The organism is Pseudomonas sp. Marseille-Q1929 (assembly GCF_017316265.1).
Taxonomy (GTDB): domain Bacteria; phylum Pseudomonadota; class Gammaproteobacteria; order Pseudomonadales; family Pseudomonadaceae; genus Aquipseudomonas.
On sequence record NZ_JAFLWU010000052.1, the window covers coordinates 1 to 18,385 of the forward strand.

At 61.0% G+C, this 18,385-nt stretch carries 15 protein-coding genes and 2 pseudogenes; 5 read left to right on the plus strand and 12 right to left on the minus strand.

What is annotated here, in order from left to right; genetic code table 11:
• Nucleotides 1-174 precede the first annotated feature (174 nt).
• From J1G37_RS28450 to J1G37_RS28480, 7 genes are read right to left on the minus strand one after another with little or no spacing between them, the layout of a single operon-like run.
• Nucleotides 175-1,494, minus strand: a complete 1,320-nt coding sequence (locus J1G37_RS28450; protein ID WP_207047082.1) for an OprD family porin — start codon at nucleotides 1,492-1,494, stop codon at nucleotides 175-177.
• A 7-nt stretch (nucleotides 1,495-1,501) separates the two neighbouring features.
• Nucleotides 1,502-2,335: a phosphodiesterase gene (locus J1G37_RS28455; RefSeq protein ID WP_207047107.1), complete on the minus strand. Its 834-nt coding sequence runs from the start codon at nucleotides 2,333-2,335 to the stop codon at nucleotides 1,502-1,504.
• 9 nt (nucleotides 2,336-2,344) lie between these two features.
• Nucleotides 2,345-3,376: an ABC transporter ATP-binding protein gene (locus tag J1G37_RS28460; protein ID WP_207047083.1), complete on the minus strand. Its 1,032-nt coding sequence runs from the start codon at nucleotides 3,374-3,376 to the stop codon at nucleotides 2,345-2,347.
• On the minus strand, nucleotides 3,373-4,167 hold the full coding sequence (locus J1G37_RS28465; RefSeq protein WP_207047084.1) for an ABC transporter permease subunit: 795 nt from the start codon (nucleotides 4,165-4,167) through the stop codon (nucleotides 3,373-3,375). The genes J1G37_RS28460 and J1G37_RS28465 overlap by 4 nt, the downstream gene beginning before the upstream one ends.
• Nucleotides 4,164-4,982: an ABC transporter permease gene (locus tag J1G37_RS28470; protein ID WP_207047085.1), complete on the minus strand. Its 819-nt coding sequence runs from the start codon at nucleotides 4,980-4,982 to the stop codon at nucleotides 4,164-4,166. Before J1G37_RS28470 ends, J1G37_RS28465 begins: the two co-directional genes overlap by 4 nt.
• Nucleotides 4,983-5,987: an ABC transporter substrate-binding protein gene (locus J1G37_RS28475; protein ID WP_207047086.1), complete on the minus strand. Its 1,005-nt coding sequence runs from the start codon at nucleotides 5,985-5,987 to the stop codon at nucleotides 4,983-4,985.
• On the minus strand, nucleotides 5,971-6,990 hold the full coding sequence (locus tag J1G37_RS28480) for a LacI family DNA-binding transcriptional regulator (protein ID WP_207047087.1): 1,020 nt from the start codon (nucleotides 6,988-6,990) through the stop codon (nucleotides 5,971-5,973). The genes J1G37_RS28475 and J1G37_RS28480 overlap by 17 nt, the downstream gene beginning before the upstream one ends.
• 366 nt (nucleotides 6,991-7,356) lie before the next feature.
• Between J1G37_RS28480 and J1G37_RS28485 the strand changes: the two genes are divergently transcribed.
• Together J1G37_RS28485 and J1G37_RS28490 are read left to right on the plus strand one after the other, a co-directional pair.
• Nucleotides 7,357-8,454 (plus strand): carboxynorspermidine decarboxylase, encoded by a 1,098-nt coding sequence (locus J1G37_RS28485; RefSeq protein ID WP_207047089.1) that lies wholly within the window; start codon nucleotides 7,357-7,359, stop codon nucleotides 8,452-8,454.
• A 28-nt stretch (nucleotides 8,455-8,482) separates the two neighbouring features.
• On the plus strand, nucleotides 8,483-9,727 hold the full coding sequence (locus J1G37_RS28490) for a saccharopine dehydrogenase family protein (RefSeq protein WP_207047091.1): 1,245 nt from the start codon (nucleotides 8,483-8,485) through the stop codon (nucleotides 9,725-9,727).
• A gap of 94 nt (nucleotides 9,728-9,821) precedes the next feature.
• Here J1G37_RS28490 and J1G37_RS28495 read toward each other — a convergent pair whose 3' ends face one another.
• Entirely contained in the window at nucleotides 9,822-12,809 is a 2,988-nt protein-coding gene (locus tag J1G37_RS28495; RefSeq protein ID WP_207047093.1) for an amino acid adenylation domain-containing protein, read from the minus strand.
• A 210-nt stretch (nucleotides 12,810-13,019) separates the two neighbouring features.
• Between J1G37_RS28495 and J1G37_RS29110 the strand changes: the two are divergent.
• Both J1G37_RS29110 and mddA read left to right on the plus strand, forming a co-directional pair.
• A pseudogene (locus J1G37_RS29110) lies at nucleotides 13,020-13,211 on the plus strand (signal peptidase II); the annotation flags it as partial.
• Between the two features lie 177 nt (nucleotides 13,212-13,388).
• Entirely contained in the window at nucleotides 13,389-14,180 is a 792-nt protein-coding gene (gene mddA, locus J1G37_RS28500) for a methanethiol S-methyltransferase (RefSeq protein ID WP_207047095.1), read from the plus strand.
• 42 nt (nucleotides 14,181-14,222) lie between these two features.
• Here mddA and glsB read toward each other — a convergent pair whose 3' ends face one another.
• Together glsB and J1G37_RS28510 are read right to left on the minus strand one after the other, a co-directional pair.
• Nucleotides 14,223-15,131, minus strand: a complete 909-nt coding sequence (gene glsB / locus J1G37_RS28505; protein ID WP_207047097.1) for a glutaminase B — start codon at nucleotides 15,129-15,131, stop codon at nucleotides 14,223-14,225.
• 111 nt (nucleotides 15,132-15,242) lie between these two features.
• On the minus strand, nucleotides 15,243-15,653 hold the full coding sequence (locus J1G37_RS28510; RefSeq protein WP_207047099.1) for a hypothetical protein: 411 nt from the start codon (nucleotides 15,651-15,653) through the stop codon (nucleotides 15,243-15,245).
• Nucleotides 15,654-15,762: 109 nt separating this feature from the next.
• Here J1G37_RS28510 and J1G37_RS28515 point away from each other — a divergent pair, with 109 nt between their 5' ends.
• Nucleotides 15,763-16,617: a helix-turn-helix transcriptional regulator gene (locus tag J1G37_RS28515; RefSeq protein WP_207047101.1), complete on the plus strand. Its 855-nt coding sequence runs from the start codon at nucleotides 15,763-15,765 to the stop codon at nucleotides 16,615-16,617.
• An 18-nt stretch (nucleotides 16,618-16,635) separates the two neighbouring features.
• Here the strand turns inward: J1G37_RS28515 and J1G37_RS28520 are convergent, their stop codons facing one another.
• Both J1G37_RS28520 and J1G37_RS28525 read right to left on the minus strand, forming a co-directional pair.
• Nucleotides 16,636-17,394, minus strand: a complete 759-nt coding sequence (locus tag J1G37_RS28520; protein WP_207047103.1) for an ABC transporter ATP-binding protein — start codon at nucleotides 17,392-17,394, stop codon at nucleotides 16,636-16,638.
• Nucleotide 17,395: 1 nt separating this feature from the next.
• Nucleotides 17,396-18,163, minus strand: a pseudogene (locus J1G37_RS28525) (ABC transporter permease subunit); the annotation flags it as partial.
• Nucleotides 18,164-18,385 lie beyond the last annotated feature (222 nt).

An 18,385-nucleotide genomic window follows, 5' to 3' on the forward strand; every position in this document is an offset into this window, starting at 1 on the left:
GAGCGATCGCGTAGCGTAATCAACTACGCGATCACTAGTGGAGTAGTACACGGCATAGGCTGTGGGCGGTTTTATGGCTGCCTTAATGATGCTTTTTGAAAAGCTGCCAAGACAGTTGCTCCCACATAGGGTTGATTGTTCCCACAGGGACCAGTTGTGTCTGGGGCGACCTGGTTACATCAACGGAATCGAGTAATTCACAAACACCCGGTTCTGATCCTGATCCCGCGCCACTTCGCTGCGTGATACGCCATTGCGCCAGCCAAACCCGACGTTCTTGAACGTGCCACTCTGCACCACGTAGTCCAGGGAAATATCCCGTTCCCACTCGCTGGCATCGTTGCCACTGGCGGTGCGGATGTTATCGCCCTTGAGGTACATCATCGACGCCTTCAGACCCGGCACGCCCAGTGCGGCGAAGTCGTAGGCGTATTGGGCGAAGGCCGTGCGTTCACCGGCCTGGATGAAGGTCTGCACGGTGCGGTCGGTGTAGAGGTACAGGCTGGAGCCGCCCTCCCCTTTGTTTACCAGGCCACCCTGGTTGAGTTGGGCGAAGTTGCTGTCGTCCGACACCTGCTGGTAACCGGCGGTGATCGCGTGCGGGCCCAGGGAGTAGATGAATGCCGCACTCCAGGTGTTGTTGTCGATTTCACCATTGCCGTTCTTGGTATAGCCACCGAGCTTATAGCCCTCGGCACGCCCGGCGGCCGTGCTGTTTTTACCGTCGGAGGTGGTCTTGAAGTAGCGCAGGTCGGTCTTCAACGAGCCGTAGTCACCCAGCGGCAATACGTGGATCAGCCCGGCAAAGTGCTGCTGGTAATAGTCTTCGAGGTTGGCGTAGTAGTACTGGACCAACAGATCCTTGTTCACCTGGTAGTCGGCACCGGCGTAGTTGAATTTGTTGCTTTCCTGAGTACCGCCCGCCGCCGCCAGGCCGCTGCGGTCGCTGGAGCCGCGGCCTGTGGTGTGTTGCAGTTGGCCGCCGATCAGGGTCAGGTTGTCGATGTCTTTGCTGGTGATTTGCCCGCCTTCAAAGGATTGCGGCAACAGGCGGCCGTCGTTGCTCACCAGGATCGGCAGGTTCGGGCGCAGGTAGCCGTAGCGCAGTTCGCTCTTGGCAAAACGCGCCTTGGCCGTGGCGCCGCCACGGGCCCAGTTGTCGGTAGCCTTGCCGTCTTCGTTGGGGATCATCGAGCTGCCAACGTGGCGGCCGGCGCCGCTGTCGAGGGTGATGCCGAGCATGCCCACCGCATCCAGACCAAAGCCGACCGTGCCGTCGGTAAAGCCCGATTGGTAGTTGAGGATAAAGGCCTGGCCCCACTCTTCAGTCTTCGACGGTGCGGCGGTGCCGTCACGGTTGTCGTTGTTGAAGTAGAAGTTGCGCATGCTCAGGTTGGCTTTGCTGTCGCTCAGGAAATCCGCCGAGGCCAAGGGGCTCAGGGCAATGCCCAGGCCGCCGGTCAACAGGCTCAATACATTCAAAGTGGCTTTCATCACAACCTCAGTCAATTAATCCATGGGCGTCATAAAACGGGTACGGCCCCGGGTAGTCCCCGAATACGCCGTTGTGGCTGATCAAACCCTGTTGCGCCTGCCAGCGATGCAACAGATAGCCCGCCGGCTCCAAATTGAAATGCGCGGGCGCCGCTTCTTGTAGATCCAGGACGATCTGGTGCGAGGTGCCGGGGCATACGCAACTCAGGCTGCCGCCAAAACGCCGCTGCATCGGCCGGTGCAAGTGCCCGCACAACATGCGCTCGACCTGTGGATGGCGGGCGACCACGTGCTCCAGCCCAGCCGCGTTGATGAACGGCTCGCGGTCCATATGGCCGATGCCGCTGATAAACGGCGGGTGATGCAGGATCAGCAAGGTCGGCGCGTCAGGCCGCAGCGCCAATTGCGCATCGAGCCAGTGCAACTGGCTGTCCAGCAACTGCCCGCCGTGGCCGCCGGGGATGGTGGAATCCAGGCCGATCAGGCGCAGTGGATGGTCGTCCACCACCCAATCCAACGGGCCGTCTGCCGAGGCCGGCAAGTAGGGGTGATCACGAAACGCCTCGAGCAACGGCCCGCGTGTGTCGTGGTTGCCCGGCACCAGGTAGCACGGCATGTGCAGGCGCGCGAGTTCGGGGTGGAGCACGGCGTATTCATCGGCGCGGCCGAAGTCCACCAGGTCGCCGCTGATCACCACGATGTCGGGGCGTGGCTGGCTGGCGTTGAGGTGGTCGACGGCACGGCGCAAGGCGCCCAGGGTGTCGACCACGCCGTAGGTGAGGCGCTGGCCGGCTTTAAGGTGCAGGTCGCTGATCTGCGCAACGAGGAACGGACGATTCAACATAGATTCTCAAGCATTCAGGGTGAACAACATGTGCGGCGCAATCGCCAGGGCAATCGGCGCGCCGACGGCGTACAACTGGTTGTCGCTGCTGTCCACCAGCAGCGGTTGCGGGCCGCCCACATCCACCAGCAAGCGGCTTTGCGCGCCCTGGAAAAACTGCGCGACGAGATGCCCGTGCAGGTGCCCTTCGCTTTCCATCACCCGCAGGTGTTCCGGGCGGCAGTACAGGGTGTTGGGCAGGCTCGCTTCGTGCCACGGCAACTCGCCGCCGCAGACTTTCAAGCCATGGGCTGACGGCGCGATCACCGCGAAGGCATTGAGGTTGCCGACGAAGCCTGCGACGAAGGCGTTGGCCGGTTTCTGGTAGATGTCGCGCGGGCTCGCCAACTGGGCAACCCGGCCTTGCTCCATCACCAGGATGCGATCACCGAGGGCCATGGCTTCACCCTGGTCGTGGGTGACGAACACCGAGGTGATGCCCAGCCCACGCAGCAACTCGTTGAGCTCACTGCGCAGGCGTTCACGCAGTTGCGCATCAAGGGCGGCCAGCGGTTCATCCAGCAGCAACACCTTGGGCCGCGGCGCCAAGGCGCGGGCCAGTGCCACGCGTTGGCGCTGGCCGCCGGACAATTCATGGATGCTGCGCCGGCCGTGATCCTGCAAGCCCACCAGTTCCAGCAATTCATCGCAGCGCTGGTTGCGCGCCTGCACGGGCACGCCGCGAATCTTCAAGCCGTAGACGATATTCCCCGCCACATCCAGGTTGGGAAACAGCGCGTAGTTCTGGAACACCATGCCCACATCGCGGCGCTCGATGGGCAGGCGTGTCACGTCCTGATCGCCAAAAAACACCTGGCCCACATCCGGGCGTTCCAGGCCGGCAATCAGGCGCAAGGTGGTGGTCTTGCCACACCCGGACGGGCCGAGAATCGCCAGGGTTTCGCCGCCTCTGACGGTGAGGTCCAGGTCATGCACGGCCACGGTGCCGTCGGCAAATGCCTTGCGACAGCCTTGCAGACGAATAGTGATAGCGGTCATCGACGCTCTCCACGGGACAAACGGGCGCTGATGGCCTGCAACGCAATCAGCAGCGGCACGATCATCAGCAAAAAGATAAGGGTGTAGGCACTGGCGATTTCCAGGCGCGCCGAGGCGTAACTGTCGGCCAGGCCCACGGGCAAGGTCTTGGTCATCGGCGTGTGGAGCATCCAGGTCAGGTTGAATTCACCCAGGGACAAGGTCACCACCATCAGCACACCGGCGAGAATCCCGGCGCGGCAGTTGGGCACCACCACGCTGAAAAAACGCTTGATCGGACCCGCGCCGAGGCTGGCTGCGGCCTCTTCCAACACCGGCAGTTGCTGGCGTTGCATCACCGCCATCACCGGGCGCACCAGGAACGGCAAGGTGAACAGCACATGGCCAACGAGGATGAACAACCAACTGCTGCGAAAGCTGCCGAACTGGCCGTATGTCAGCAACAACGCCAACGCACTGGCCAGGCCCGGCATGGCCACCGGCAGCACCATCAGTTCTTCAAAGGCGCGGCTGAAGCGATTGTTCATGCGCACCAGGGCGTAAGCCGCCGGCACGCCAATCACGCAGACGCACACCGCGCAGGCCAGGGCCAATTGCAGCGACAGCCACACGGTGGGCGAGTAGGCCTGCCACACCTGGATCAACCAGTCGAAGGTCAGGCCGCTGGACACGCCGACAAAGAAGTTGCGGGTCAGCCCAGCCAGCAGTGACATCAGCACCGGCACCAACATGAAGGCGCACACCAGCAAGGTGAACAGCAGTTGCAGCACGAACAACGATGAGCGCTTCACAGGACGGTCCCCGCGCTTTTCACCAGGCGCCGGGTGAGCAGCAACACCGCCCAGGTCAGCGCGCCGAGCACCACCGACAGTGCGGCGGCGACGGCGAAGTTGGCGTAGTTGGTGAACACGTTGTAGATCGCCACCGGGGTGACGTTGAGTCGCGTGCCCAAGGTGAACGCCGTACCAAAGGCGCCCATGGACGTGGCAAAACAGATCGCCCCGCAAGAGGCCAGCGCCGGCGCCAGGCCCGGCACGATCACGTCGCACACCACACGCCAATGTCCGGCACCGAGGGAATGCGCGGCTTCTTCCAGGCTGCGGTCGAGGCTTTCACAGGCCGCCATCACGGTGAGGATCACCCGGGGGATCGAGAAGTACAGGTAGCCGACAAACAGCCCCGCCAGCGAGTAGGCGAAGATCCAGCGTTCACCGGCCAGTTGCAGGCCCAGTGACGCGAACAAGCCCTGGCGCCCTGCCAGCAAGATCACCAGGAAGCCCACCACCACACCCGGGAATGCCAGGGGAAAAGTCAGCAGCGCGACCAACGCCGAGCGCCCGAAGAACTGCTGGCGCGCGAGGAACACTCCGCTGATGCCCCCGACCAACAACGCGGCGAGCGTGACAAACACCGCCAGCGCGCAGGTTTGCGCGAGGCTGCCCAGGTACTGCGCGCTGCTGAGCACTTGCCAGTAGCCGCTGCCGTTGCTGTCGCGGCTCTCGGCACCGAGCAGCACCAGGTGCGCCAGTGGCAACAGCCAGAACGCGAGCAGCACCGCAAAGGCCGGGGCCAGCGCCCAGGCCGCCTGTTTTGCCGATGCAGCCACTTACTTGACCTCGTTCAGGTAACGGGCGGCGAACGCTTCCTGCACGGCGGCCATTTTTTCGTAATCCACCACACCGGCACGGGCGTAGTCACTCTCGGGGAGGAACTGTGCGGCGACCTCGGCCGGCATTTCGACCGGACGTACCGGGCGCAAGTAGGCCTTGGCCCACAGTGCCTGGCCCTGATCCGACAGCACGAAGTCGAGGACTTTTTCCGCGTTGGCACGGTGCGGCGCGTTCGCCACTGCACTCATCACGTAGGGCACGCTGATGCTGCCTTCCTTGGGGATCACGAAGGCGACGTTGGCGTTGTCCTTGTAGCGCGCGCGGTAGGCATTGAAGTCGTAGTCCACGAGGATCGGCAACTCACCGGACAGCACCCGCGCATAGGCGGTTTGCTTGGGCACGATGGGGGCGTTTTTCGCCAGCTTCTGGAAGTAGTCGATGGCTGGGGCGAAGTTGTCCAGGTCGCCGCCGAGGGCGCGGTTGATCGCCACCGCCGACACGTAGCCGACGAACGCGCTGGACGGGTCGAGATAACCGACCATGCCTTTGTATTCAGGCTTGAGCAGGTCGGCCCAGCTTTGCGGCACCGGCAGGCCGCCGAGGGCATCGACGTTGACCATGATGCCCAGGGTGCCGGAGTGGATCGCGAACCAGTGGCCGGCCGGGTCTTTCAAGCCCGCAGGGATCTGTTCGAAGCCCTTGGGCTTGTAGGTGCCGACCACCTCGGCTTTTTGCGCTTGCAGGCCGAAGGTCACGCCGTAGTAGACGACGTCGGCCACCGGCGCGACCTTCTCGGCGACCAGTTGCGCCAGGGATTGGCCGGAGTTCTTGTTGTCCAGCGGCACCTGCACGCCGGTGCTGGCGGCAATGGCCTTGAGCTGGGTGCCCCAGTCGGCCCAGTCCGGCGGGCAGTTGTAGCAGATTGCGGTGTCGGCGGCCTGGGCCAGGCTGGCCGCGCCGCACAGCAGTACGGCGGCCAGGGTTTTACTGAATGCGCGCATCAGGGGTTTCCTCACGGGGTTGAGTGCTTTCGCCGGGCCGGATGTGGCAAGGCAGGCAATGGGAAATCGGTTCGTTGCCGGCGATCTGCGCCAGCAGTTGGTCAATCACCGTGCTGGCGAGCAGCGCGATGGGCTGCACCACGCTGCACAGAGTCGGGTGCATCTGGGTGCCGAGGCTGATGCCGTCGAAACCCATCACCGAGAGTTGCTCGGGGACGTTCCAAGCGTTGCGGCGCAGCTCGGCGATCAGGCTGATGGCCAGGAAATCGTTGGAGCACACCAGCGCAGTGGGCGCGTCGGGGCCTTGCAGAGACGGTGCGATGGCGGCGAATTCGGCCTGGGTGTGGGCCGGCATTTCGATCACCGGGCGCGCGTCGAGGCCGTACTCGTGCATCGCATCGCAGTAGCCGGCGTAGCGCAGGCGAGCGCGGTCCGATTGCAGCGCAGGGCCGGCGACCATGCTGATGCGCCGGTGGCCGGCGTCCAGCAGATAGCGGGTGGCCAAGGCCATGCCGGCGCGGTTGTCCACCGACACGGCGCTGTAATTGGGGTTGCCCGGTTGGTGATAAGCCAGCACGAACGGCGTTTGCTCGGTGTTCAGGCTGCTGAGCACCGCGTTGCTTTCGGCGTCGGTGACCGTCAGCACCAAGCCATCCACGCGTTGGCGCAGCAGCTCTTCCACCACGATGCTTTCGCGCTCGCTGTTGTAGTCGGTGGTGGCCAGCACCAGGCTGTAGCCCCGTGCACGCGCGGCACGCTCCATGGCCTGGAACTGCTCGGCGAACACCGGGTTGAGCAGGTTGGGCACCACCACGCCGATCAACTGGGTGGTTTGCAGGCGCAGTTGACGGCCCAGCAGATTGGGCCGGAACCCCAACTCACGGGCGGCGGCGAACACCTGCTCGCGGGTCGTCGGGCGCACCTGGTCCGGCGAAGCAAAGGCCCGGGCGGCGGTGGCTCGGGATACACCAGCCAGTCGGGCAACGTCTTTCAGGTCAGTCATTGTCACTCGCTTGAGATCGATCTCATTGGCGAGGACAGTAGCGGGGGAATGTGGCAGTTCGGTGCTGAACAGATGACGCTTTCATGGCAGTGCAGATCCCCCCTCTCCCGCCAAGTGGAGATCAACTGTGGGAGCTGGCTTGCCTGCGATAGCGGTGTATCAGTCAGCACTGCTGTATCTGACCCACCGCTATCGCAGGCAAGCCAGCTCCCACATTGAAACGGGGTGTAGCTATGGATAGTCATACTCAGCGAGTAGAGTTGAAAAACTGGCGCAGCAAAATCCGCCCACTAACCTTCCGATTCGCCCCAAGTGCGGGCACAATGCGTGTCCTTTTTTGGCAGGCACCGCCGCAGGCTCTCAAAAATGATCAAAACGCCGTACTACCTCATCGATAAACAGAAGCTTCTGGTCAACATGCAGAAGATTGCTTACGTGCGCGAACAGTCCGGCGCCAAGGCCCTGCTGGCGCTCAAGTGCTTTGCCACGTGGTCGGTGTTCGACCTGATGCAGCAATACATGGACGGCACCACCTCGTCATCGCTGTACGAGCTCAAGCTCGGTCGCCAGAAGTTCGCCGGTGAAGCGCACGCCTACAGCGTGGCCTGGGCCGACGATGAAATCGAAGAGATGCTGGAGAACTGCGACAAGATCATCTTCAACTCCATCAGCCAACTGCAGCGTTTTGCCGAGCGTTCCGAAGGCAAGACCCGTGGCCTGCGCGTCAACCCACAGGTGAGCAGCTCCGACTACCTGCTGGCCGACCCGGCGCGCCCATTCAGCCGCCTGGGCGAATGGGACCCGGTGAAGATCGAAGGCGTCATTGATCAGATCTCCGGCTTCATGTTCCACAACAACTGCGAGAACGGCGATTTCAGCCTGTTCGACAAGATGCTCGGCACCATCGAAGAACGTTTCGGCGCGCTGCTGCATAAAGTCGAGTGGGTCAGCCTCGGCGGCGGCATCCACTTCACCGGCGAAGACTATGCGGTGGACGCATTCTGCGCGCGCTTGAAAGCGTTCTCCGAGAAGTACGGCGTACAGGTCTACCTGGAACCCGGCGAAGCGGCGATCACCAACAGCGCCTCCCTGGAAGTCACCGTGCTCGACACCCTCTACAACGGCAAGAACCTCGCCGTGGTAGACAGCTCCATCGAAGCCCACCTGCTGGACCTGCTGATCTATCGTCTCAACGCCAAGCTGGCGCCAAGCGATGGCGAACACACCGTGATGGTGTGCGGCAAATCCTGCCTGGCCGGGGACATCTTCGGTGAGTACCAATTTGATCGTCCGCTGGCCATCGGCGATCGGCTGTCGTTCATCGACACCGCGGGCTACACCATGGTCAAGAAAAATTGGTTCAACGGCCTGAAAATGCCGTCCATCGTAGTGAAACAACTCGACGGTACTGTCGAAGTGGTTCGTGAATTTGGTTACGACGACTACCTGTCCAGCCTTTCGTAAGCTGGCGGATATAGGAGAAAGAAAGCAATTGAAAAAGAACGTTCTTATCATTGGTGCAGGAGGTGTCGCCAAGGTGGTGGCCCACAAGTGCGCGCAGCACAACGACGAACTCGGTCGTATTGCTATCGCGTCGCGCAACATCTCCAAATGCCAGGCCATCATCGACAGCGTCAAGGCCAAGGGTAGCCTCAAAGTACCCGCCGAAATCCAAGCCTTCGCGCTGAACGCCCTGGACGTGGAAGCGACCAAGGCCCTGATCCGCGAGACCGAATCGCAGATCGTCATCAACGTCGGTTCCTCGTTCCTCAACATGTCGGTACTGCGTGCCTGCATCGACACGGGCGTGGCTTACCTCGACACCGCCATCCACGAAGAGCCGGGCAAGGTCTGCGAGACCCCGCCGTGGTACGGCAACTACGAGTGGAACCACCTGGAAGAGTGCAAACAGAAGAACATCACCGCCATCCTTGGCGTGGGTTTCGACCCGGGTGTCGTCAACGCGTACGCCGCGCTGGCGCAGCAACAGCATTTCGACCGCATTGATTCGATCGACATCCTCGACGTCAATGCCGGCTCCCATGGCAAATACTTCGCCACCAATTTCGACCCGGAAATCAACTTCCGCGAGTTCACCGGACAGGTGTGGAGCTGGCAGAACAGCCAGTGGACCAGCAACACCATGTTCGAAGTCAAACGCACTGATGACCTCCCGGTCGTCGGTTCGCAGAACCTGTACCTGACCGGCCACGATGAAGTGCACTCGCTGTCGAAAAACCTCGACGTGCCCAACGTGCGTTTCTGGATGAGCTTCGGCGAACACTACATCAACGTGTTCACCGTCCTGAACAAGCTCGGCCTGCTCTCCGAAAAACCGGTCACCACCGCCGAAGGCCTGGAAGTCGTGCCATTGAAACTGGTCAAGGCCGTACTGCCCGACCCGTCTTCGCTGGCGCCCGGCTACACCGGCAAGACCTGCATCGGCGACCTGGTCAAAGGCACCAAGGACGGCAAGCCGCGCGAGGTGTTCATCTACAACGTAGCTGACCACGAAGAAGCGTTCGCCGAAACCGACAGCCAGGGCATCTCCTACACCGCCGGCGTGCCACCCGTAGCCGCCGCGCTGCTGGTTGCCCGTGGCGAGTGGGACGTGCAACGCATGGCCAACGTCGAGGAACTGCCGGCCGAGCCGTTCCTCAAGGCGCTGGACGTGATGGGCTTGCCGACTCGGATCAAGGACGAGCACGGTGATCGTGCCTGGGATGCGATTGCCTGATTAGGCGATAGCGGACCGGACCAGAAAATGCGCCCCTTGGGGCGCATTTTTTTTGGGCACACACCTCAAAAACGAATGAAGATCAACGGTTGTATCAGGTGTGCACCGACACCCGCTCAAGCCGCTCCAGATAACGTGCCAACACCTCGCCGCTAAAGTCGGGCTCATGGATCCCGCGCCCCCTCAAGAACCGCCTCGCATTGCCAGTCCCCCACCGGTACGTATTCTGGTAGAGCTCGATAATTGACATCCCCTTGTACATGTCATCCGTGAACATCCCGCGCAACGGGTACAACCAGGCATTGACATCGTCCGCCCACAAACTCACCCATTCCTTGTACGGAATCACCTTGAACGATCGCCCGTAGAAATCCCCCGCACGTCGGCAAAACTCACTCAGATCGAGATTCTTGCGCCCTGACAGCGACATGTTGAATTTCTTGCCAACGGCCTGCGGGTTGCGCGCGATGCAGACGACGCCCTTCGTCATGTAGTCAACGGTAGCCAAGCCTTCACGCAGCGCCACGATGTCCGGGACCGCACCGTACCGCAGACATGTCTTGATAAACCGTCCCCACCACTGGTAATCCGCGCACAGTCCACTGCGGCTGTGACACATTGCATAGCCCAGGCGAAACGTCATCACCGGCAGGCCTGCGGCATGGGCTAGATCGGTGATTTTTTCCATGACCCATTTGCTTTGGACGTAACCCAGGTCGTGACGTATTGCCGGCAGGTTGACGTCAATGCTGCTGCGCTCGTAGGCCCGTTGTTTGTGGGTAAACCGATGGCCCCAACTGTACACCGAGATCGTTGACATCAGGCACAGGCACTTGGTCTTGTGAGCGGTACAAAAATCAAGGATCCGACGCAATGCCTGCACGTTATCTCGCTGCATGTAGGAATACGGCATGATGAAGTTGACGGCACTGGCAGAGTGGATCACGCAATCAACCCGCCTGGCGAGTTGCTGGTACCGCTCCTGCTCTATCCCCAGCAGCTCTTCGGACAGGTCGCCGGGATACACATGGATACGCGCCCAATCGAGTGCCGTCAGGGGTATTTCATAACGCTCGGCAATCTGTTGCAGACGCTGCACGCCCGACAGGGCATCTTCACAACGGATAACACAGTGGATAGCGGCCGTATGGCTGGCCAGTAATTGCTGAAGCAGATGAATGCCCACGAATCCCGTCACACCGGTCAGCAGGATGTGCCGGGGAGACGACAGTTGGGTCGGATCAAACGGTGCGCGCACCTTGAACCCTGGCGGCAAGTAGACATCCTGCTCAAACTCCGCCACATCGTCAGGACCAGGCCCATGACCGGATTCGGCCAGGCGTTTCTGGAGGTAGTCGGCCAATGCGCCGAATGCCAGGTGCTCGTAGATCGTACGGATGGAGACCGGGATCGCAAAGTGTTCCGTCAACATGCTCGATAACTGCGCGACACGCAATGAGTGACCGCCAACCTCAAGAAAGTTATCGCCAGCGCCAAAGTTGGCGTGCCCCAGTAACTCAAACCAGACCTTCGCCAGCGCCTGCTGGGTCTTGCCGTCGAAACGCTGAAGATCCAGTACGGCGGGCTTCAGTCCCTTGAACGATGCCAGCAGCCTGAGCTTATCGGTTTTGCCATTGGCATTGCTGGGCAGCGCATCGACGCTGATGAATCGGTCGGGCACCATATAACTCGGCAGGTCGTTCTCGGCACTACGACGGATACTGGCGACCAGGCGATCGCCGTGGGTCGTTTTGTTGCGCGCAACCACAAAGGCGATCAACCGTTTGTCCGCCTGCGAATCTCCCTCCCAGACGGCCACCGCCACCGAGCCGATGCCAGGGTGCTTGAGCAAGTAAGCTTCGATTTCGCCGATTTCAACGCGGTAGCCGCGTATCTTTATTTGGCCGTCCTTGCGTCCCAGAAACTCGATATCGCCATTTTTCAGAGCCCGTGCCTGATCCCCACTGCGGTAAACCCGGCGCTTCAGAGCGGAGGAATAAAAAAAGCGTTCAGCCGTCAGTTCGGGGGCGTTCAAGTAACCTCGCGCCAGGCATGAGCCGGCAATGCATAGCTCACCGATTTCACCTTGTGCCAGCTCGACGCCCTGGTCGTCCATGATATGAACGCTGGCGTTTGCAATGGGATGGCCGATGATCGACTCGTTGCTCTGCTCGGCGCTTTGCACCTGGTGCCAAGTGACATAAATCGTGGCTTCGGTCGGTCCATAACAATCTGCCAGGCGCCACCCAAGGTGGCTGATGCGCACAGGGTGCAGTTTCTCCCCGGCGGTATAGACATATTTCAGGCATAACCCCGGAGGTTGCGTGGCATTGACCACGTCATACACCTTCATGGTGGGTACAAAAGCATGGGTGATCCTGTGGGTTGCACAAAAGCCCAGAAAGGCCGCACTGTTGAGCAGAGCATCCTGATCCAATTCATAGAGGCAGGCCCCCGTGATCAGTGCTGACCAGATCTCCGCCTGCGAGACATCAAACCCTACCGACGCCATGAGTGTGCACCGGCTGGCCCCGTCAACCTGCAAATTGGCGTTGTGCTGCACGAGCAGTTCAACCACCGAATGATGTTCAACCATCACGCCCTTGGGGGCGCCGGTCGTACCGGAAGTGAAGATCATGTACATCAGGTCTGCGCCCGCCACTGTGACCGCCTGAGCAGCGGCCGGGGTGTTCAGGGCGACGATTTCCCGTACCGTCCTGACCTCACAGCCCGCCACGGGCGATGGGGCATGTGCATCGGTGCATAACACCAACGTGGCTCGGCATTGCTGTGCGATGTATTCCTTGCGTTTGAGTGGCAGCTCTCGATCCACCGGCACATAAGCCGCCCCGGACTTGAGCACGCCCAACAGCGCAATGACCAGTTCCACCGAGCGATGTGCCTGAACCAGCACCCAGTCACCGCGACCGATCTGCAATGAACGCAAATAGTTGGCTATCGCCGTGCTTCTGCGATCCAACTCGAGGTAGGTAATACGATCGCCCAACCCTACCACCGCATTTGCATTCGGAGACTTCAAGGCCTGCCGTTCAAATAAACTTACAACCGTATCCGTAGACATCTTCAATCCCTCCCAGAAAAACCTATGGAAGCTGATTCAACCTCAGCCGGCTCTCAGACAAGCCGCTGCATCAGCGCGCCGTTTCTGGCGCTTGATTGTTTTCTACGGAGCATGAGGATTTGAACTGTGAAGACTGACAGTTTTTTAGAAATATTCAGAATAAACAAAGGCCTACCAAATACCAGTTGATCACTTCAGGTTGCGCGTCGAATGTATGCGGAGTCGTGGGCGGGATCGCCAAACTGATCGACCGCGTCTTTCGCGACGGCCACGTCGTCGACTAGCATGGTGCTGAACCTCGGTCTAACGCACACCGGCGTGTTCAACATCGCGGATATCGCGATCACTGCCGGGGCGTTGTGGTTGATGCTGGATCTGCGTGTGAGGCCGCGCAAAGTCTAGCGGTCAGAAGCGTTCGCCGAAACCGTCAGCCAGGGCATCTCCAACACCGCCGGGGCACACCCTCATAAGGTTTTCTGCACCGAGGTAGCTGAATCCTCAAACCCCGCTAACCTTGACGGGGCGAGAGTTCAATCATCAATCGGCTTCCCCCCTCACCATGTGCGAAAGGATTCGTCCATGAACCTGCAAAAAACCGCGAACGGCCATCCTGCACGTATTGCCGGGCTGGTCTTCAGCACCTGCTGTTATCTGGTCTTTCTATTCACGTTTTCCTACTTGATCGGCTTCGTAGGCGGTGTCGTCGTACCCAAGCACATCAACTCCGGCCCCCTCATCGGTTGGCCTCAGGCAGTCCTGATCAACTGCTTGCTGATGCTGTTATTCGGCGCCCAGCATTCGGTGATGGCGCGTAAAAGTTTCAAGCGCTGGCTGACGACATTCGTCCCGCCCGTTGCCGAGCGCTCGACCTACGTATTGCTCAGCAGCCTGGTGCTCGGGCTGATGTTCTGGTTGTGGCGGCCGATCACATTTACCGTTTGGCAGGTTGAGACACCCTGGGCCAGGGTGCTGATGACCTGCCTGTTCTGGCTGGGCTGGGTGGTTGTCTTCGTGGCAACGTTGCTGATAAGCCACTTCGAACTCTTTGGGCTCAAGCAGGCCATTGATCGTTGGCGTGGCACCGCACAACAGCTGTCGATATTCCGAACGCCATCGCTTTACAGGATTGTCCGCCACCCCCTGTACCTGGGATTCCTGATCGCCTTCTGGGCAACGCCGCACATGACCGCTGGCCACCTGTTGTTTGCTGTGGGGCTGACGGCCTACATCTTTGTAGGTGCCCACTTTGAAGAGAAGGATCTTGAGGCGCTGTTCGGGGAGCAGTATCGGCAGTACAAGCAAGCGGTCGGCATGGTTTTACCGTGGTCGAACGCCCGGCCTGCGCAGCGGAAAAAGAAGCCTGAATCTTGATGTGGGATTTTCGGTGCCAGGGCTATTTCACGTGCCGCTTTATCAAAACACCGACCACCCAATCCGCTCACTCAACAACTCCAAGGCCTTGATCCCCGCCAGCGAATTCCCCGCCGCATTCAACTCCGGCGACCACACGCACACCGTAAACTGCCCCGGCACCACCGCGACAATCCCGCCGCCCACGCCGCTCTTACCCGGCAAGCCGACCCGATAGGCGAAATTCCCCGCCTCGTCATACAGCCCGCTGGTGGCCATGATCGAGTTCACCTGCTTGGTCTGGCGCGCTGTCAGGACTTGCTCGCCGCTGTGGGCACTCACGCCTTCGTTGGCCAGGAAGCTGAATGCCTTGGCCAGGTCCAGGCAGCTCATCTGCAATGCGCAGTAGTTGAAGTAGCTGTGCAGCACCGCGTCCACATCATTATGGAAATTGCCGAACGACTTCATCAGGTAAGCCATGGCGGCATTGCGTGCGCCGTGCTGGGCTTCGGATTCGGCGACGACGCTGTTGACCAGAATCTGCGGGTTACCCGACAAGCGCCGCACAAAATCGCGCATCGACAGGATCGGCACGGCGAAACGCGACTGGTTGATATCGCAGATCACCAGCGCGCCAGCATTGATAAACGGGTTGCGCGGCCGGCCGCGTTCAAACTCCAACTGCACCAGCGAGTTGAAGGGCTGCCCGGACGGTTCATGGCCCAAGCGTTCCCAGATGGTTTCGCCACCGTGGTCGATGGCCTGCACCAGGCTGAACACCTTGGAAATGCTCTGCACTGAAAACAACGTGTCGGCGTCGCCGGCACAGTAGGCGGCACCGTCGTTGCCGTACACGGCGATCCCCAGTTGGTTGGCCGGCACATCGGCCAGCGCGGGGATGTAGTCGGCCACTTTGCCGAGGCCGATCAATGGACGCACTTCGTCAAGGATCGACTCCAGCAACGCCTGCATGTCTTGTCCTGTCATCTGTCTTGGAATCGGTGATAAGCGGGGCGCGGAGGATACCTGATCTCAATGTAGGGAGGGAGCTTGCCCCCTCCCCACAACTGAGTATTTCCAGGCTTAGAAATGCGCCAAATCCGACACCTGGTCATCCAGCACATCCCGCGCCAGCGCCCAGGCGCGGTCCTTGGACTCCACCACCAACAGCGGATAGCCCCAGGCCTTGCCGAACATCACGGCAAACGGCTTGAGCGCCAGGCGCTGAGCGGCGCTCGGCTCCACCTGGATCATGCCTTTGACGTACGCCCGCAACGCCGACTTGTTTTTCTTCATCCAGATCGAGGCTTGCTTGCGCTCTTCATGGGCGTGCTCGTGATTGTTTTCGTCCACGGATTTTTCGTGCAGCAGCACGAAGGCTTGTTGACGGGCCAACAGGCCTTCGAAGACCACGAAGGCATCTTCCGGCCCACCTTCGTTAGGGGCGTCGAAGAAGATTTTGACCACTGGGAAGGTTGTGCTGTCGAGTCGCATGGCAAAGCTCCTTAATGAGAGTGACTCTCACTATAAGAGACAAAACCCTGGACGGCATTGCACAGAATAGCCATATTATTTCGCAATTCAGCCAAGTTGCGCCCACACCATGAAACACCACCGACTCGACCTGCATGACCCGATGATGGCCAAGGACGCCGACGTCTTCCCCCGCGCCGTGGTGGCCGTGGGCGCCAGCAGCACTTCGGACACCTGGGAGCACGCCCAGCACGCCCATCGCAAAGGCCAGTTGATGTACACCCTGCGCGGGGTCATCCACTGTGAAATCGCAGCCGGCATCTGGATCGTGCCGCCGCAATGCGCACTATGGATTCCCGGTGGGACGTTCCATGCGGCGCGCGGCTCCGGCGAAGCGCAGGTCTACTGCCTGCTGATCGACCCCGACGCTGCCCGCGCCCTGCCTGCACAATGCTGCACTCTGGGCGTGTCAGGCCTGCTGCACGAGCTGATCAGCAAGGCCGTAGGCTTCCCGCAACTGTATGAAGAGGACGGCGCTCAGGGTCGCTTGATCAGCACGCTGCTGGATGAACTGGCAGCCGCGCCCATCGAAGCCCTGCACCTGCCCATGCCGCAAGACCCGCGGCTGCGGCGCCTGGCCGACAGCCTGCTGGCCGAGCCAACAGACAAGGCCACCCTCGGCCAATGGGCCGTGCGCATCGGCATGAGCGAACGCAGCATGACGCGGCTGTTGCTGGAAGAACTGGGCCTGAGTTTTGGCCGTTGGCGCCGGCAGTTGCACGTGATTCTGTCCCTGCAACGACTGGCCAAGGGCGACAGCGTGCAGCGCGTAGCCCTGGACCTGGGTTATGAGAACGCCAGTGGTTTCATCACCATGTTCCGCAAGGCCGTGGGCCAACCACCGGCGCGCTACCTGGCAGACCGCATGGGCACCACCGGCAATGCCGCACAGCCCGGCATTGCGATGACCGACGCGCCGGATTAAGGCGCGCCGGCGTGGCAATCAAGCGTGGGCAAATCGGCGCAATGTTGCCTGCGCCAATCCCACGGTCGGGGCACTCACTTCCACCCCAAGCAACCCCAGCAACCGCGAGCGAATCGCCTGGAACCCCTCCTGCCCCGGATCCCGCGCACGCGGCAGATCGATCTTCAATTGCTCGGCAATCTTGCCGTTCTGCAGCACGATCACGCGGTCGGCGAGCAAGATCGCTTCATCCACATCGTGGGTCACCAGCAACACGGCCGGCGTGTGTTTGCGCCACAGTTCGATGATCAGGCGGTGCATCTTGATGCGGGTCAGGGCATCCAGTGCGGCGAAGGGTTCGTCCAGCAACAGCAACTTGGGCTCGCGCACCAGCCCCCGCGCCAGGGCCACGCGCTGGGCTTCGCCGCCCGACAGTGTGGCCGGGTAGGCGTCCAGGCGATGGGCCAGGCCGACTTCGGTCAGGGCCTGCACGGCGCGCGCCTTGGCGTCGGCAACGTGCAGGCCGAGCACGACATTTTTCCACGCGCGCTTCCACGGCATCAGGCGCGGTTCCTGGAACACCGCCGCCCGCGCTTTGGGCACCCGCAGTTGGCCACTGTCGATGCTGTCGAGCCCGGCCAGGCTGCGCAGCAAGGTGGTCTTGCCCGAACCGCTGGCGCCGAGCAAGGCGACGAACTCGCCGGGCGCGATGTCCAGGTCCAGACCGTCGATCACCCGTTGCTGGCCGAATTGACGGACGACATTGCGCAGTTGCACAGGCGCTTCAATGGACGACATATCAATTCCTCACAAAAGATGGGCGCCAGGCCAACGCAAAGCGTTCGAGGGTGCGGATCAGGCCGTCGATCAGCAGGCCGAGCACGCTGTAGATCAGCAGGCAGATGACGATCACGTCGGTGCGCATAAAATCCCGCGCATCACCGGCCAGGAAGCCGATGCCCGCCGTGGTGTTGATCTGCTCGACAAACACCAGGGCCAGCCAGGAAATGCCCAGGGCATAACGCAAGCCGACAAAAAACGACGGCAACGAACCCGGCAGAATCACATGCCAGATCAGCTCACGGCGGTTAAGGCCGAGGGTGTTGGCGGCCTCGATCAACTTGGGGTCGATATTGCGGATGCCGGCAAACAGGTTGAGGTACACCGGAAAGGTGGTGCCGGTGACGATCAGCGCAATCTTGGTGAACTCGCCAATGCCGAACCACAGGATAAACAGCGGCACCAGGGCCAGGGACGGGATAGTGCGCAGCATCTGCATCGGCGAATCGAGGATCACCTCGCCGCGCCGCGACAGGCCGCTGACCAGCGCCGCCGCCACGCCAATGCTCACGCCGATACCCAAGCCGAACAATGCACGTTGCAACGACACCAGCAGGTGCTTGCCCAGCTCGCCGGAAACGATCATCGCCCACAGCGTGCCGCCGATCTGCGACGGCGCGGCGATCACCCGCGCAGGAATCCAGCCCGCCTGCGAGGCCAGCTCCCACAGCAGCAACAGCACGACGGGGCTGAGCAAACGCAACACGGCGTCCGGCGTGCGCCAGCGGCGCGTCCCTGTGGGTTGAACATCGCGTTTGTTGATGGAGAGCGTCTCGGTCATCGGGCTGGCTTCCTTGGAAAGACTTGATGCTAATCGCATAAAAAACCGTCGTGAAAGTCTTTCGAGGAATAACCTAATGCACGCAAGATGCAAATTACTGATAGATCAATCAAATTATGATTCTACATTTTAATAATTAGGTTAGAACCAAACGGCCTTTTACAGCCC